This is a genomic window from Enterobacter cloacae complex sp. IR5402, assembly GCF_049238125.1.
Classification (GTDB): domain Bacteria; phylum Pseudomonadota; class Gammaproteobacteria; order Enterobacterales; family Enterobacteriaceae; genus Enterobacter; species Enterobacter hormaechei_C.
The window spans coordinates 43,564-58,146 of the sequence record NZ_JBMKHO010000007.1 but is presented as its reverse complement, the minus strand read 5'-3'; the positions used below and the strand labels follow the sequence as shown (position 1 = coordinate 58,146).

14 protein-coding genes are annotated in these 14,583 nt (G+C 59.6%); 5 read left to right on the top strand and 9 right to left on the bottom strand.

Translation table 11 applies throughout. The annotated features are described in order from the left end of the window. The first annotated feature begins 120 nt into the window (after positions 1-120). From ACOTXL_RS13575 to ACOTXL_RS13560, 4 genes are all read left to right on the top strand, one after another. On the top strand, positions 121-1,134 hold the full coding sequence (locus ACOTXL_RS13575; RefSeq protein ID WP_022651738.1) for a LacI family DNA-binding transcriptional regulator: 1,014 nt from the start codon (positions 121-123) through the stop codon (positions 1,132-1,134). Positions 1,135-1,266: 132 nt separating this feature from the next. After that, positions 1,267-1,812: an electron transport protein HydN gene (gene hydN, locus ACOTXL_RS13570; protein ID WP_017382793.1), complete on the top strand. Its 546-nt coding sequence runs from the start codon at positions 1,267-1,269 to the stop codon at positions 1,810-1,812. 5 nt (positions 1,813-1,817) lie between these two features. Then, positions 1,818-4,034, top strand: coding sequence for a carbamoyltransferase HypF (gene hypF / locus ACOTXL_RS13565; RefSeq protein WP_045350944.1), 2,217 nt, complete (start codon positions 1,818-1,820; stop codon positions 4,032-4,034). Between the two features lies 1 nt (position 4,035). Further along, the gene (locus ACOTXL_RS13560; protein ID WP_045346952.1) at positions 4,036-5,058 is read left to right on the top strand and encodes a HoxN/HupN/NixA family nickel/cobalt transporter; all 1,023 of its coding nucleotides are present in this window, start codon (positions 4,036-4,038) and stop codon (positions 5,056-5,058) included. Positions 5,059-5,184: 126 nt separating this feature from the next. On the opposite strand, the gene norW is transcribed toward ACOTXL_RS13560, so the two are convergent. After that, positions 5,185-6,318 carry an NADH:flavorubredoxin reductase NorW gene (gene norW / locus ACOTXL_RS13555; protein ID WP_022651735.1) on the bottom strand — a complete coding sequence of 378 codons (1,134 nt, stop codon included), beginning with the start codon at positions 6,316-6,318 and terminating at the stop codon, positions 5,185-5,187. Then, positions 6,315-7,763, bottom strand: coding sequence for an anaerobic nitric oxide reductase flavorubredoxin (norV, locus tag ACOTXL_RS13550; protein WP_022651734.1), 1,449 nt, complete (start codon positions 7,761-7,763; stop codon positions 6,315-6,317). Before norV ends, norW begins: the two co-directional genes overlap by 4 nt. Positions 7,764-7,950: 187 nt before the next feature. On the opposite strand from norV, the gene norR reads away from it, so the two are divergent. Then, positions 7,951-9,465 (top strand): nitric oxide reductase transcriptional regulator NorR, encoded by a 1,515-nt coding sequence (norR, locus tag ACOTXL_RS13545; protein ID WP_045350943.1) that lies wholly within the window; start codon positions 7,951-7,953, stop codon positions 9,463-9,465. Here norR and gutQ read toward each other — a convergent pair. From gutQ to srlA, 7 genes are all read right to left on the bottom strand, one after another. Beyond that, positions 9,462-10,427 (bottom strand): arabinose-5-phosphate isomerase GutQ, encoded by a 966-nt coding sequence (gutQ, locus tag ACOTXL_RS13540; RefSeq protein WP_045350942.1) that lies wholly within the window; start codon positions 10,425-10,427, stop codon positions 9,462-9,464. The genes norR and gutQ overlap by 4 nt on opposite strands. Next, complete coding sequence (gene srlR / locus ACOTXL_RS13535) at positions 10,420-11,193, bottom strand: glucitol operon DNA-binding transcriptional repressor SrlR (protein WP_045350941.1); 774 nt, start codon at positions 11,191-11,193, stop codon at positions 10,420-10,422. The genes gutQ and srlR overlap by 8 nt, the downstream gene beginning before the upstream one ends. Positions 11,194-11,256: 63 nt before the next feature. Then, positions 11,257-11,616 (bottom strand): transcriptional regulator GutM, encoded by a 360-nt coding sequence (gene gutM, locus ACOTXL_RS13530; RefSeq protein WP_023323656.1) that lies wholly within the window; start codon positions 11,614-11,616, stop codon positions 11,257-11,259. A gap of 67 nt (positions 11,617-11,683) precedes the next feature. Continuing rightward, positions 11,684-12,463, bottom strand: a complete 780-nt coding sequence (srlD, locus tag ACOTXL_RS13525) for a sorbitol-6-phosphate dehydrogenase (protein ID WP_003862162.1) — start codon at positions 12,461-12,463, stop codon at positions 11,684-11,686. Between the two features lie 14 nt (positions 12,464-12,477). Then, positions 12,478-12,840: a PTS glucitol/sorbitol transporter subunit IIA gene (srlB, locus tag ACOTXL_RS13520; RefSeq protein ID WP_022651730.1), complete on the bottom strand. Its 363-nt coding sequence runs from the start codon at positions 12,838-12,840 to the stop codon at positions 12,478-12,480. A 12-nt stretch (positions 12,841-12,852) separates the two neighbouring features. Next, positions 12,853-13,812 (bottom strand): PTS glucitol/sorbitol transporter subunit IIB, encoded by a 960-nt coding sequence (srlE, locus tag ACOTXL_RS13515; protein WP_045331261.1) that lies wholly within the window; start codon positions 13,810-13,812, stop codon positions 12,853-12,855. After that, positions 13,809-14,372 (bottom strand): PTS glucitol/sorbitol transporter subunit IIC, encoded by a 564-nt coding sequence (gene srlA, locus ACOTXL_RS13510; protein WP_003862164.1) that lies wholly within the window; start codon positions 14,370-14,372, stop codon positions 13,809-13,811. Before srlA ends, srlE begins: the two co-directional genes overlap by 4 nt. Positions 14,373-14,583: the final 211 nt, after the last annotated feature.

Here is a 14,583-nt window from a genome sequence, read left to right as displayed (position 1 = left end):
GCATTTTTTCGTTTCGTGATAACGATCACTCGTGGCCGTAAAAAGCGTGATAACGTCGCTGCGACAATTTTTCTGCGGTGAAGTACACTGCGGCTCATCGGTTTTGAATGGAATAACACTATGACCACCATGCTGGAAGTGGCGAAGCGGGCAGGCGTGTCGAAAGCGACGGTCTCCCGGGTGCTGTCGGGGAACGGTTACGTCAGCCAGGAGACGAAAGACCGCGTGTTTCAGGCCATCGAAGAAAGCGGGTATCGCCCCAATCTGCTGGCGCGAAACCTGGCGACCAAACGCACCCAGACCCTGGGGCTGGTGGTGACGAACACCCTGTACCATGGGGTCTACTTTAGCGAGCTGCTGTTTAACGCCGCGCGGATGACGGAAGAGAAGGGGCGCCAGCTGATCCTGGCGGACGGCAAGCACAGCGCCGAAGAGGAGCGCGAGGCGATCCAGTATCTGCTCGACATGCGCTGCGACGCGGTGATCATCTACCCGCGTTTTCTGAGCGTGGAAGCGCTGGACGAGATCATTGAGAAATGCGAGCAGCCGATCATGGTGCTCAACCGCCGTTTGCGGAAAAACAGCAGCCACAGCGTCTGGTCCGATCATAAAGCGTCGTGTCAGGACGCGGTATCGCAGCTGATCGCGAAAGGCCACCGGGAGATTGCGTTTATCACCGGTTCGCTGGATTCACCCACCGGGGTGGAGCGTCTTTCCGGTTACAGGGACGCGCTGGCGCAGCACGGGATTGCAGTTCGCGACGCGCTGATCGCCGAAGGGAAGTGGAGCCCGGCCAGCGGCGCGGCGGCGGTCTCTCAGCTGCTCACCCGCGGCGAAGCGTTTACCGCGCTGGTGGCGAGTAACGACGATATGGCGATTGGCGCCATCAGGCAGCTGCATGAGAGCGGCGTCGCCACACCGGGCGCGGTGTCCGTCATCGGCTTTGACGACGTGGCAATCGCGCCCTATATCGTGCCGTCCCTCTCCAGCGTGCGTATTCCGGTAACGGAGATGATCCAGGAGACCATCAGCCGCCTGATTTTCATGCTCGACGGCGGTGAGTTTAAGCTTCAGCAAACCTTCTCCGGCGAGCTTATCCTGCGCGACTCCGTTATTGACGGCCCGCATCGCTGACGTCGACATCTGTCATCGTCACTAATGACGATGACAGAACTACTTCTTTTTATTTCGCTTTAAAATCAACGCATTAAATATTGGCACGGTTTATGAATAGCTTCGCGCATAACAGTTATGCCGGAGAAGCAGATGAACCGTTTTATTATGGCCGATGCCAGCAAATGCATTGGTTGCCGTACCTGTGAAGTGGCGTGCGTGGTGTCCCATCAGGCAGAGCAGGATTGCGCCTCTCTCACCCCTGATACCTTTCTGCCGCGCATCCACGTCATTAAAGGCGTGAATATTTCTACCGCCGCTATCTGTCGCCAGTGTGAAGACGCGCCGTGCGCCAACGTCTGTCCGAACGGGGCGATTAAGCGCGAGAAAGGCTTCGTGCATGTGATGCAGGAGCGCTGCATCGGGTGCAAAACCTGTGTGGTGGCGTGTCCGTATGGCGCGATGGAGGTGGTGGTTCGCCCGGTGGTTCGCAACAGCGGTATCGGGCTGAGCGTGCGCGCGGAGAAAGCCGAAGCCAATAAATGTGACCTCTGCTACCACCGCGACGCCGGTCCGGCGTGTATGGAAGCCTGTCCGACGCACGCGCTGGTCTGCGTCGATCGAGACAAGCTCGAACAGATGAGTGCCGAAAAACGTCGCCGCGCGGCGTTCGACACCTCGTCATCACTGCTGTTCTGAACCGTATGAGCAGCAACGGCGTTCAGCTGCGGGTGCGCGGCAAGGTGCAGGGCGTGGGGTTTCGGCCCTTCGTCTGGCAGCTGGCGCACCGGCTGAAGCTTGTGGGCGATGTCTGCAACGACGGAGAGGGTGTCCTGGTGCGTCTCGCGGGTAGTGGGGGTGACTTTACCGCGAGACTGCGCCAGGACTGCCCACCGCTGGCGCGCATCGATCGCGTTGAAACGCAGCCGTACAGCTGGAATACGCTGCCGGACGAGTTTGTCATCCGCCACAGCGAGAGTGGGGCGATGGACACGCAAATCGTCCCGGATGCCGCCACCTGTCCCGCTTGCCTGGCGGAGATGCGCGATCCCCGCGAACGTCGCTACCGCTACCCGTTTATCAACTGCACCCACTGCGGGCCGCGGTTTACCATTATCCGCGCCATGCCCTATGATCGCCCGGCCACGTCAATGGCGCCATTCCCGCTCTGTGTGCCCTGTGAAACGGAGTACCGCAACCCGGCTGATCGGCGTTTTCACGCCCAGCCGGTTGCCTGCCCGGACTGCGGGCCGCAGCTGGAGTGGCGAGCCGGGGAGGCTGCTGCTGCCCGCAAATCGGCGTTAAGCGCGGCGGTGGCGATGCTGGAAGGCGGCGGGATTGTGGCGGTCAAAGGGCTGGGCGGTTTTCACCTGGTCTGCGACGCGCTTAACCCGCAGGCGGTTCGGAAATTACGGGCACGCAAGCAGCGCCCGACCAGGCCGCTGGCGGTGATGATCCCGCATGCGAACGATCTGCCGAAGGCCATCCAGACGCTGTTACGTTCACCCGCTGCGCCGATTATGCTGACGCCAAAAGCCTGCCTTCCAGCGTTTCCTGAGGAGATTGCGCCGGGGCTGAATACGGTCGGCGTGATGTTGCCTGCGAACCCGCTCCAGCATTTGCTGATGTTGGACTGTCAGCGTCCGCTGGTGATGACCTCCGGCAACCTAAGTGGCCATCCACCCGTCATAAACAACCAGCAGGCGCTGGAAGAACTCAGTGACATCGCTGACGGCTTCCTGCTGCACAACCGCGACATCCTGCAACGGATGGATGATTCAGTGATGGACCAGGAGGGCACGATGTTGCGTCGCGCACGCGGTTTTGTGCCGGATGCCATCACATTGCCCGCCGGATTCCGCGACATCCCGCCCATGTTATGCACCGGCGCGGAGATGAAAAATACCTTCTGCCTGGTACGTGGCAACCAGGCGGTGCTGAGCCAGCATTTTGGCGATCTGAGCGACGAGGGCGTAGAGGCGCAGTGGCGCAGTGCGCTCTCGACGATGCAGGAGATCTACGCTTTCCAGCCAGAGCGTGTGGTGTGCGATGCCCATCCGGGATATCACGCCCGACAGTGGGCCCGGACGCAGGCGCTGCCCGTTGAGACCGTGCTGCATCATCATGCGCATGCGGCAGCGTGTCTGGCGGAGAACGGCTGGCCGCTCGACGGCGGGGATGTTATTGCCCTGACGCTGGACGGGATCGGCATGGGCGAGAACGGCGCGCTGTGGGGCGCCGAGTGCCTGCGGGTGAACTATCGCGACTGCGAACGGCTGGGCGGTCTGCCAGCCGTTGCGCTGCCGGGGGGCGATCTGGCGGCAAAACAGCCGTGGCGCAATTTGCTCGCCCACTGTCTGGCGTTCGTACCTGACTGGCAGCAGTACCCGGAAACTGAGGTGGTACAGCGTCAAAACTGGCCGCTGCTGGCAACGGCGGTGTCGCGCGGTATCAATGCGCCGCGGGCCTCCTCCTGTGGTCGTCTGTTCGACGCCGTGGCCTGTGCGCTGGGCATTGAAACGCAACGCTATGAGGGCGAAGCCGCGTGCCGGCTGGAGGCGCTGGCCGAACGCTGTGCAGGGGTTGATCATCCGGTGACGCTCCAGACGGATAACCTTGCGCTGTTCTGGCAGCAGTGGCTGGCCTGGCGGGCGGAGCCCGGCGAGCGCGCCTGGGCCTTTCACGATGCGCTGGCAAAAGGGCTGAGCGAACTGGCGGCAACGCATGCCCGCCGACGGTCGCTCTCTACGGTGTGCTTCAGCGGCGGCGTCCTTCACAACCGCCTGCTGCGCGCGCGCCTTCGTCATTACCTTTCTGATTTCACGCTTCTTTTTCCTTCGCGCCTGCCCGCAGGTGACGGAGCGATCTCCTTCGGGCAGGCGGTGGTTGCTGCCGCCCGATCATGTTTACAAAGGACTTAAAATGTTACGACTGTTACGCAATGAACCTCGTGCAGCGTGCCTGCTGCTGGCTCTCGGGATGGCTAACCTGCTGGCCTGGGGGCTGGCGTGGCACACCTTTAGCGACAGTACGGCGCTGATGGCGGCCAGCCTGCTGGCCTGGTGTTACGGACTGCGTCATGCGGTGGATGCCGACCATATCGCCGCGATTGATACCGTGACGCGTAAGATGATGCAGCAGGGCAAGCGCCCGTCCGGCGTGGGCGCATGGTTTTCCCTCGGACACTCCACCATCGTGGTGCTGGCCTCCATTGCTATCGCCGCTACCGCCACGGCGTTTCAGAAAAACATGGCATGGTTCCACGAAACCGGCAGCCTGATTGGCACCGCCGTCTCCGCCACCTTCCTGCTGGCGATGGCGCTGGTGAATATGGTGATCCTGCGCGGCGTCTGGCGCAGTTTTCAGGCACTGAAACACGGCAGGCCGGCGCAGGGCGACATCACGCTGCCTGCACAGGGTGGCGTCATGAACTGGCTGTTCGGCAAAACCTTCCGCCTCGTCAATAAAAGCTGGCAGATGTACCTGGTCGGTTTCCTGTTTGGCCTCGGCTTTGACACGGCCACCGAAATCGGCGTGCTGGGGATCTCCGCCGCCAGCGCCTCCAGCGGGATGTCGGTGTGGTCGATCATGATCTTCCCGGCGCTCTTCGCCAGCGGCATGGCGCTGGTGGATACGCTCGATAACCTGCTGATGGTGGGTGCCTACGGCTGGGCGTTTAACAAGCCGCAGCGCAAGCTGTACTACAACATGACCATCACCGGCACTTCGGTGGTAGTGGCGCTGTTTATCGGCGGCCTGGAAGCGCTGGGTCTGCTGATGGACAAGTTCTCCCTCAGCGGCGACGTGTGGGATCTAATTGGCGCGGTGAACGATAACCTGGGCGATGCCGGATTTGTGGTGGTCGGGCTGTTTGTCGCCTGCTGGCTGATCTCGATGGCGAACTACCGCTGGCGCGGTTATGACGCGCTGGTGGTGCGCTCCTGACGCTGAAAGGGTAGCCATAAAAAAAGCCCCGGGACATCGGGGCGGTGGACAATAAAATCCAAAGGTTAAGTAAGCGTGGCAGTACTGTAGGCCGGGTAAGCGGAGCGCCGCCCGGCATGACGAGGGTTAAGCAGGTAACGATTTCAGCAGCGCGAAGGCCTCCTTCATTCTGTCTTCGCTGACCACAAAGGCGCGCATCTGACCGGCAGTATCGGTGCCGCGCGCCACCATGCCCTGAGGCGAAAGGGCAATCTGCCAGTCCAGATCCTGACGCTGCGTTTCACCTGCGAGATGCAGCGGTAGTTCCGGCGTTTTTACCTTCACCAGCATGGCGGGTAATTTCACCGGGGCGTTGCCGCCGAGCAGGTTTTTCGCCAGGAACATGGCGCTTAACTGAATCGGTTGCAGGAACGGCAGCACCTGGCCGTTAATTTCCGCGCAGTCGCCCAGGGCATAAATATCCGGCTGGGTGGTTTGCAGGTAGCTGTCCACCTTCACGCCGCGATTGATCTCTGCGCCCGCGCGGTGCGCCAGCGCGGTTTCCGGGCGCAACCCCGTCGCCGCAATTACCACATCCACTTCCACGCTGCGGTTGCGGTCGAGCGTCGCACAAATGCCGGTTTCGGTTTTGCTCAGGCTCTGCAACTGCGATTTCAGCAGCAGATGCACGCCCATGTCGGTCAGACGATGCTGTAAGCGACTGCTTACTTCTGCTGGCATCAGTGCTGACAGAATGCTGGCCGCGTGGTCAACCAGGGTGACGGATTTTCCCGCCCGGCAGAAGTCCATCGCCAGCTCGGTGCCAATCAGCCCGCCGCCGACAATCATCACCCGCGTGGCGTCGCGTAACAGGGTCTCGCTGGCCTGATACTCCTGCTGGCTGTTGAGCGTGACCATTAGTTCGCGGCCCTCAACCGGCGGCACAAACGCCGATGCCCCCGTCGCCAGCACCAGCTTGTCGTAGTGCCAGGTTTTATCTTTCGCGTTCACCACGTGGGCGTCGGCGTCGATATCGGTCACCCAGGTGTACGGAAACAGACGCAGGTTAAACTGTTCTGCAAACTCCCCCGCCGTCTGGCGGGTGAGATCGTCGGCGCGCTGATTCTGGCTAATGACGTGGCTTAAATCAGGCTTGTTGTACTCATCCATGCTGTCGGCGGCGATTACCGTCAACGGCACGTTAGCATCCTGTTTGCGGATATTTTTCACCAGCTGGCGGGCGGCAAAGCCCGAGCCGATAATGACGATGCCGTGGCTCATTTTGCCTCCGTTGCCAGTTCATCAAAGACGTCTTTCCCGAGGGAACATTCCGGGCAGAGGAAGTTGTCCGGCACCTCGCTCCATGGCGTACCCGGCGCGACATCCTGCAACGGCTCGCCCAGCTCAGGATCGTAAATCCACTGGCAGACGCTGCACTGCATGCAAGGGCCGAGGTCGGCAGCGGCAGGAGCGGCTTCTGCTACGGCTTCCGGCGCAACAGCCGCGGCGGGTGCGGTTTCCGGCAGTGGCGCAAGCGCCCACTGGCGGGCAATGTCGCGACCGTGCTGGCGACAGATTTCCAGCGCGTCGAGATCCGGACGCCATTTCGCCTTCAGGCTCAGGGACATCTCAAAACCGGCATCCTGTAAACGGGTGGAGAGACGGTCTACCGCGCCGCCGCTCCAGCCGTGTGAACCAAAGGCGCTGGCGCGTTTGTTACGGAAGCGCAGGCCGGTCATCTCTTCCACCAGTCCGGCAATTTTCGGCATCATCACGTTATTCATGGTGGAGGTACCCACCAGCACGCCTTTGGAGCGGAATACGTTGGTCAATACCTCATTCTTATCGCTGCGCGCCACGTTGAAGATTTTCACCGCCACGTTCGGGTCAACTTCGTTGATGCCCTGGGCAATGGCGTCCGCCATCATGCGGGTGTTGTTGGACATGGTGTCGTAGAAGATCGTAATGCGGTCTTCCTGATAGTCCGCCGCCCACTTCAGGTACAGTTCGACAATCTGGGTTGGATTTTCACGCCATACCACGCCGTGGGAGGTGGCAATCATATCCACCGGCAGGTTGAAGCCGAGGATCTCGGTGATTTTTGGCGTGACCAGACGGCTGAACGGGGTCAGGATGTTGGCGTAGTAGCGTTGGCACTGTTCGAACAGCTCGGTCTGATCCACTTCGTCGTTGAACAGACGTTCGTCGCAGTAGTGCTGGCCGAAGGCGTCGTTACTGAACAGCACCGCGTCACCGGTCATGTAGGTCATCATGCTGTCCGGCCAGTGCAGCATTGGGGTTTCCACGAAGATCAGCTGTTTGCCGTTGCCGATATCCAGCGTGTCGCCGGTTTTCACAGTGTGGAAGTTCCACTCCGGATGGTGGTGGTGGCCGTTGATGGAGTCAATGGCGTTAGTGGTGCAGTAGATCGGGGTATCCGGAATGTGGGACATCAGCTCGGTCAGCGCCCCGGCATGATCCTCTTCCGCGTGGTTGATGATAATGTAGTCGATCTCATTCAGATCGATTTCGCTGCGCAGGTTCTGCACGAACTCGCGGCTGAATTTGTGATCGACGGTATCGATCAGGACGTTTTTACCTTCACGAATGAGATAGCTGTTGTAGCTGCTACCGCGCAGCGTTTTGTATTCCGTCCCGTGAAAATCACGTACTTCCCAGTCACGTTGACCCACCCAATGAATGTTATTTTTAACCAGAATAGACATAGCAACCTCAACTTAATACGGCGTTTTCAAATAAGATGACTGTCATATATCAAGTTGCGTGCCAACTTTTTAACTTATTGAAAATAACGGATTTATATTTTGATGCTCCCAAATAGGTAGTCATTTTGACTATCTTAAAAATTGTCAATATGACACTATGTATTGTCAAAATGACAGTGAGGCAGAGATGAGCTTTTCCGTAGATGTGCTGGCGAAGATCGCTATAGAACTGCAAACCGGTATTGGTCATCAGGACCGCTTTCAGCGGCTGATCTCCACGTTGCGTCACGTGCTGGATTGCGATGCCTCGGCGCTGCTGCGTTACGAAGGGCGGCAGTTTATTCCGCTGGCTATCGACGGTCTGGCGAAGGACGTACTCGGGCGGCGCTTTACCCTGGAGGGCCACCCGCGTCTGGAAACCATCGCCCGTGCGGGTGACGTGGTGCGTTTCCCGGCGGACAGCGATCTGCCCGACCCTTACGACGGCCTGATCCCCGGGCAGGAGAGCCTGAAGGTGCACGCCTGTATCGGCCTGCCGCTGTTTGCCGGGCAGAACCTGATTGGTGCGTTAACCCTCGACGGCATGTCGCCGGATCAGTTCGATACCTTCAGCGACGAAGAGCTACGGCTGATTGCTGCGCTGGCGGCCGGGGCGCTGAACAACGCCCTGCTGATAGAGCAGCTGGAGAGCCAGAATATTCTTCCGGGTAGCCTGACGGCGTTTGAGCAGGTGGCACACACCGAAATGATCGGCCTTTCGCCAGGCATGGCGCAGCTCAAAAAAGAGATTGAGATTGTCGCCGCGTCTGATTTGAACGTGCTGATCTTCGGAGAGACCGGCACCGGTAAAGAGCTGGTGGCGAAAGCGATCCACGAAGCCTCGCCCCGTGCGGTGAATCCGCTGGTCTATCTCAACTGCGCGGCGCTGCCGGAAAGCGTGGCGGAAAGCGAGCTGTTCGGACACGTCAAAGGGGCCTTTACCGGGGCGATCAGCAACCGCAGCGGCAAGTTCGAAATGGCCGATAACGGCACGCTGTTCCTCGATGAAATTGGCGAACTCTCCCTTTCGCTCCAGGCCAAACTGCTGCGGGTGTTGCAGTATGGCGATATTCAACGTGTGGGAGACGATCGCAGCTTACGCGTGGATGTGCGCGTGCTGGCGGCGACGAACCGCGATCTGCGCGAAGAGGTGCTGGCGGGGAATTTCCGCGCCGATCTGTTCCACCGTCTGAGCGTGTTCCCGCTCACGGTGCCGCCGCTGCGCGAGCGGGGCGAGGATGTGGTGCTGCTGGCGGGCTTTTTCTGCGAACAGTGTCGGCTCAAAATGGGGCTTTCCCGCGTGGTGCTAAGCCCCGGTGCGAGGACGCACCTGCTGAGCTACGGCTGGCCAGGTAACGTGCGTGAACTGGAACATGCGATTCACCGCGCGGTGGTGCTGGCGCGGGCTACGCGTTCGGGGGATGAAGTGGTAATTCATGCGCGCCATTTCGCGCTGCATGAGGAAACGACGCCGTCCGTGAAGCCGGTGATACCTGAGAGCGTGAACGAAAACCTGCGCGAGGCGACGAATGCGTTCCAGCGTCAGATGATCACCCGCGCGCTGGAGCAGAATAACCGCAGCTGGGCGGCGTGCGCGCGGGCGCTGGAGATGGACGTCGCCAACCTCCACAGGCTGGCGAAACGTCTGGGGCTGAAGGGTTAAATAATCCCCGCCTGGTAGAAGTCTTGCAGGTTGATCGCGCCGCACAGCCTGCCGTGCTCGTCCACCACCGGCGCGGCGGTGATTTTGCGCTTCATCAGCACCTCTTTGGCTTCAATGGCGCGGCTGTCGGCATTCAGCGTCAGTCCGCCCTGGGTCATTGCTTCGGATACCCGCGCCTCCAGCTTGCCGCCGCCCACCAGCCAGCGGCGCAGGTCGCCGTCGGTGAAGACGCCCTGCACCTGGCGGTCATTGTCGCATACCGCAACCAGCCCCAGCCCGGTGCGGCTCAGCTCCAGCATGGCGTCCATCACGCTGGTGTCGAGTTTGACCTGAGGAATGGCATCGTCGGTGCGCATCAGGTGGTGAACCTTGTTGAGCAGACGTGCCCCAAGCGCGCCCGCAGGATGGGAGCGGGCGAAATCTTCCTCATTAAAACCGCGCGCCTGCATCACCGCCATTGCCAGCGCGTCGCCCATCATCAGGGTGTTGACGGTGCTGGAGGTCGGTGCCAGGTGCATCGGACAGGCTTCGCGCTCAACGGAAATATCCAGCGTTGCTTTCGCGGCCAGCGCCAGCGGCGATCGGGATTTGCCGGTCATCGCTAACAGGGCCACCGATTTTTCCTGCAGGCGTGGAATAATGAGATCCAGCTCTTTCGCCGAACCGGAGTAGGAGATAAACAGCATCACATCGCGGCTCTCAATCATTCCCAGATCGCCGTGCAGCGCTTCGGCAGGGTGCACGAAGAAGGCCGGGGTGCCGGTGCTGGCCAGCGTCGCGGCAATCTTTTTGCCGATATGGCCGGATTTACCGATGCCCGCCACGATCACTTTGCCTTCGCAGTGGATAATGGTGTTGGCCGCGCGGACAAAATCCTCGCCCAGACGTTCCGGCAGGCGGCTGGCTTCCTGCAGCTCCAGCATCAGCGTCTGGCGGCCCGTTTCTAACAGAAAATCACTCATCTCTCTCTCCGGTTACGATCACGTCGATGCCTTTTTCTTCCAGCGCTTTTTTGAACGCCGGGTCGATACCCGCGTCGGTAATCAGCTTGTCGACGCTTTCAAGGCTACAGACAATGTTGGGGCTTTTGCGGCCAAACTTCGACGAGTCTGCCATCAAAATCACTTCCCGCGCGGCGTTGCACATGGCTTTACTGACGCTGAACACCTCGTTAAACGTCGTGACGCCCGCGTTCAGGTCGATGCCGTCGGTACCCATAAACAGTTTATCGAAGCTGAAGTGGTCGAAGGCGTTCTCCGCCAGCTGCCCGTGAAACGACGCCGATTTTTTACGGAAGGTGCCACCGGGCATCAGGATGGTCTGCTCGCTGTCGAACTCTGACAGGGCATTGACGATGTGCAGGCTGTTGGTCATCACGGTGATGTTATTAAAGCGGCTGAGCAGCGGGATCATCTGTAGGACAGTACTGCCTGCGTCGAGGATAATGGAATCGCCGTCATGGATAAATTTGACGGCGGCTTCGGCAATCAGCGCTTTCTGGTGAGTATTGATCAGCGTTTTGTGGTCGATAGGCGGGTCGGCTTCGTCTTTATTGAGCACCACGCCGCCGTAGGTACGAATGACGGCGCCGGAGTTTTCGAGCAACACCAGGTCCTTGCGTATTGTCGTGCCGGTGGTGTCAAAGTAGTGGGCCAGATCCTCTACCGAGCACTTTCCCTGCTTTTGCAGATGATCAAGTATGGCCGCCTGCCGCTGACGTGGTTTCATAGGCGCTTCGTTCCTTACGTTGCGAAATGATAATTCCGCAAGTTTATAACTTTCACAACGAAATTATCCATGTTTCAGATTAAGCGCTAATGATAGTGCATTCTGACAGAGTGAATCATGGGGGAAGATCACATCAGGTTGTAATTCATGCAGCGAAATGCCGTTGATCGCCTGAATTTTGGTCGGACGGGCAAACACCGTTACGCCGCGCATGATGAGGGAATCGCTCACCCGGTTGTGTTCATCCAGCGCAACGGCAACCACCACGCGCGGCTTAAAGCGCCCCCCGGAACGCCCGACGCCGACGCGTCCCTTCTGACACAACGCATCAAAGGCGCGGTTAAACTGGTAGATCTGCCAGCCGCCAAACGCCATCTGGCAGATCCAGGCGAGGGCGGCGACGGTGATGAGTGCGGTTACCATATCGGCTCCTTGTTATATTCCCTCTCCCGGTGGGAGAGGGGGAGGGTGAGGGCATCACCCTGCTCGATCAGAACATCACCTGCCCACCGGTGACGTTAATCGACTGTCCGGTGCAGTACGAGGCTTTCGGGCTGGCGTAAAACAGCAGCATGTTCAGCACGTCCTGATAGTCGCACCCGCGCTTGAGCGGCACTTTGTCGATGTAGTACTGTTCCACTTCTTCAGCTTTGATGCCAAGTTTGGCGGCGTACTGCGGCAGCAGGGACTGGAACATCGGGGATTTCAGCAGGTTACCCAGCATCAGCGCGTGAACGGTAATGCCGTATTCGGCCAGATCCAGCGCCAAAGACTGTGTCAGCCCGACGCCGCCAAACTTCGCCGCGCTGTAGCCGGAGTTGTGCTTGCTGCCCACTTTCCCCGATTTTGAGTTGATCTGAATGATGCGACCCTGAATACCGTCGCGGATCATCAGACGGGAAAATTCGCGGGCGCAGAGGAAATAGCCCACCAGATTCACCTGCAACGAGCGGTCAAAATCCCCCAGCTCGAAATCGCTGATAAACGCCGCTTTCGCGATCCCCGCGCTGTAGACCAGCAGGTCGATACGCCCAAATATCTCGTCCACGCCGCGGGCCAGCGCCATCACGCTCTGCTCGCTGGTGGCGTCGGCACCAAATCCGTACGCCATCCCTTCGCCAAACTCGGTGTTGATGGCGTCCGCTACGCGGGCGGCTTTCTCACTCTGAATATCCACGACCGCCACGCGGTAGCCCTCTGCGGCAAGCCCATGGCAGAGGAACTCGCCTAAGGTTTGTCCCCCACCAATGACAACGGCAACCTGACTCATGTGTCTCTCCTTTATTACGAAATAAATTTTAACGTGCAGCCTGGGGTGACAGCCTGCGGAACCGGGCCCACTACGTGAACCGTACCGGGATACTCCGCCTGCGGCTGGCCGTCGAAACGTAGGGTGATATGCCCCAGCTCGCGCAGGTTTTGCTCGGCGACGTCGCCGACGGCGGTCACGGCATAGCGCGCCTCGCCCAGCTGTAGCTGGCTCCCTGCCTTTAGCTCGCCGTTCAGCTCGCCGTGGCAGTGGATAAAGCAAAACTCTTCGATATCTGCCGGGGCGCCTTCGCGGAAGGTGATCAGCATCTGGTCGCTCAGCGCATCCGCCGCGCTCTGGCCGATGCGGGTAATGGTGGTCTGGTAAATCACAGTCATGGCAGGCACCTCTTATTGATAAATAAAGCCGGAAACAAACCAGGCAATCAGCACCGTCGGCGCGCCCGTCAGGAAGCGGCTGACCAGCACGGACGGCACGCCCACGCGCACGGTCTCCTGGCGTGCTTCCGCCAGCGACAGCCCCACGGGGATAAAGTCGCACGCTGCCTGGGCGTTAATGGCAAACAGGGCGGGCAGGGCGAGGTGCGGAGGAATATTCCCCAGACCAATCTGCACGCCAATCAGCACGCCGATAACCTGAGCAATCACCGCGCCCGGGCCGAGGAACGGCGACAGCAGCGGGAAGGAGCAGATCAGCGCCAGCGTCACCAGGCCGAGCGGGTGGCTGGCAAGCGGGGCGAGGCCGTGGGCAATCCAGTCGCCCAGGCCTGAGGCCATGATGATGCCGATCAGCGCCGAGACGAATGCCATAAACGGCAGAATGGTCTTCAGCACCGTGTCGATGGTGTCGCGCCCGGACTGGAACAGCACCGCCACGGCGGACCCCATCCCCATCCCGACCTTCGCCAGCAGGCCATCGCTCTGCTCGGTGATTTTTTTGCTGGTGTCGTACTCGCGCGGGGCCGCTTTTTGCGGCGCAGATGTGCCATTCACCAGCGTGATGTTGTCTTCCTTCACGCCTGACACATAAATATCTTCAACGATGTACTGAGCCAGCGGGCCGGATTTCCCGGTGGAGTGAATATTTACCGTCGGAATGCGGCGCTTCGGATAGATGCCGCAGCGCAGCGTGCCGCCGCAGTCGATCACCGCCACGCCGATTTCCGCTTCCGGCGGTTCGCCTTCCTTGAAGCCGTCGACCGCTTCCCAGCCGGTCAGATCGCGCAACTTGTCGACGATCGCCGGGCGCGTGCCCGCGGTGATGTACACAATCTTTTTGCCTTCGGTGGCGTCGAACTCCAGCGGGCCGCCCCAGCCGCCCGTGCCTTTCTCAATGCGGATCCGGTTCATGCTGTGGCTCCTGAAAGATGGACTTTCTGTTCAAGCTGGATGCCCATTTTTTTCTCGAAAATGGCGGTGGTGAGGTCAGTCACCCAGCCGCGGAAGAAGTTGGTCACCAGACCGACCAGCAGGTAGCTCACCGCCAGCGGGCCGAGCGGCAGGCCAAGCGTGGTCAGGCCGCTGGCGATCCCGAGATAGACAAACAGTTCGCCGGGGTTGATGTGCGGGAACAGGCCGTTCATGGAATGGCAGCTGTAGGAGGCGGCGGCGTAATAGCTCGGCTTGTACTTCTCTGGCATAAAGCGGCCGAGGCTTAAGGTCATCGGGTTGCAGAACACGAAGGTGCCGATAAAGGGCAGTATCAGGTAGCGGGACAGCGGGTTTCCGGCGCAGCGCTGGGCGAAGCGCTCGATGCGCTGCTGGCCGATAAAGTTAATCAGCGCGTTCATGATCACCAGCAGGCTGATCAGCAGGGGCAGGATCCCGGTCACCATGCCAGTGAACACTTCTCCGCCTTTCTGAAACAGCCCGATGAACCACTCGGCGCCATGGGTGATGGTTTCTATCATTCTTCTCTCCTGTAGGGCGTTTGTTTTTGTCTATCTGCGGCTAATAATAATCACTTTGAAAGGTTTTAAAGTGTTAGTTAGATCTCACAATGAAAGAAAAATGTATTATTTTGAAAGTTTATTGGTGAGGTGAATAATTTTTGGTGGAAAAAGGCACGGATTTGCGTTGGGGAGGTGCGTACCGCTTCCTTGAGGAGTTGGGGATGCTTTA